The organism is Deinococcus aerophilus, from assembly GCF_014647075.1.
GTDB classification, from domain to species: domain Bacteria; phylum Deinococcota; class Deinococci; order Deinococcales; family Deinococcaceae; genus Deinococcus; species Deinococcus aerophilus.
In genome coordinates this window covers 1-951 of sequence record NZ_BMOM01000081.1, presented here as the reverse complement: position 1 = coordinate 951, position 951 = coordinate 1, and the positions used below count along the sequence as shown (strand labels likewise).

At 46.4% G+C, this 951-nt stretch carries 1 protein-coding gene; it reads left to right on the top strand.

What is annotated here, in order from left to right; translation table 11 throughout:
- Positions 1 to 125 precede the first annotated feature (125 nt).
- The gene (locus tag IEY21_RS16650) at positions 126 to 752 is read left to right on the top strand and encodes a hypothetical protein (RefSeq protein ID WP_188905458.1); all 627 of its coding nucleotides are present in this window, start codon (positions 126 to 128) and stop codon (positions 750 to 752) included.
- Positions 753 to 951 lie beyond the last annotated feature (199 nt).

Here is a 951-nt window from a genome sequence, read left to right as displayed (position 1 = left end):
CGGTGGCATTTTCGGTTGTCACAAACAGAAAGTGTCCCCTACCGGGGACGCTTTCTCATACTTTGTGTCAGGCCGTCAGGTGACGCCCCTCCTCCTGAGTGCTATATGAGTGCAGGAGGAATTTCATGAAAAAAGTTGTTCTCTTTGCCCCTGTTGTCTTCTTGGCTGCGTGCGCCCCTGCGACCACCGTAAAGACCTACGTTGATTCCACTCTTACAAAGGCTACTGTCACTTCCGGCGGTATCACTGTCTTACCATTGCTCTTGAGCACCTCTGTGAAAGATGCCAATGTGCCCGAGCTTCGACGCGAATTAGCCAAAAGAACGGGAGACAGTGTTCAGAAGTACTTTCCACAGACAAAGATAGTGGGCTACGAAGAAACACTTTCGGCCCTTGAATCGGAAAATCTAATGGACGGATTTACAAGCACGGCAAACACATTCGATACCACTGGAATTCTAAAATCTGATACGCTTGTTAAACTGCTTGCAAAAACTAACACGAGGTATGCCATTCTTCCATATCTGCAAAGTGCAAGTACGCTTATTACAGGCGCTGGCATTTACACATCTAGATCATTTAACGCATCCTTCTCGATGGTAATTTGGGACTCCGTGAAGGGCAGCGTGGTTTATGAGGGCTCTGGCAAAGCTAGCCAGATAGCAAGCATGTTCAAAAATAACAACATCCTCGATACTACTTATGAGGCTTTCGATAATGCAGGCAAGAAGCTCATGAGCGATCTTAAGTAGTTTTTTCAATTTATCATCAGCTCTGCTCGTCTTAAGTGACGGGCTTTTTCATATTTATGCCATAAATAGACAGAAGGCGCCTTTCTCAAAATAAATAGTGACAACCTCTGTCTTTCACACCCTGGCGGCCTGACAGATTTTATGAGATTGGACGGAAAACGAGTTGCCAGCCGACCTCAAGGGTGGTTTGAGGAGGGGC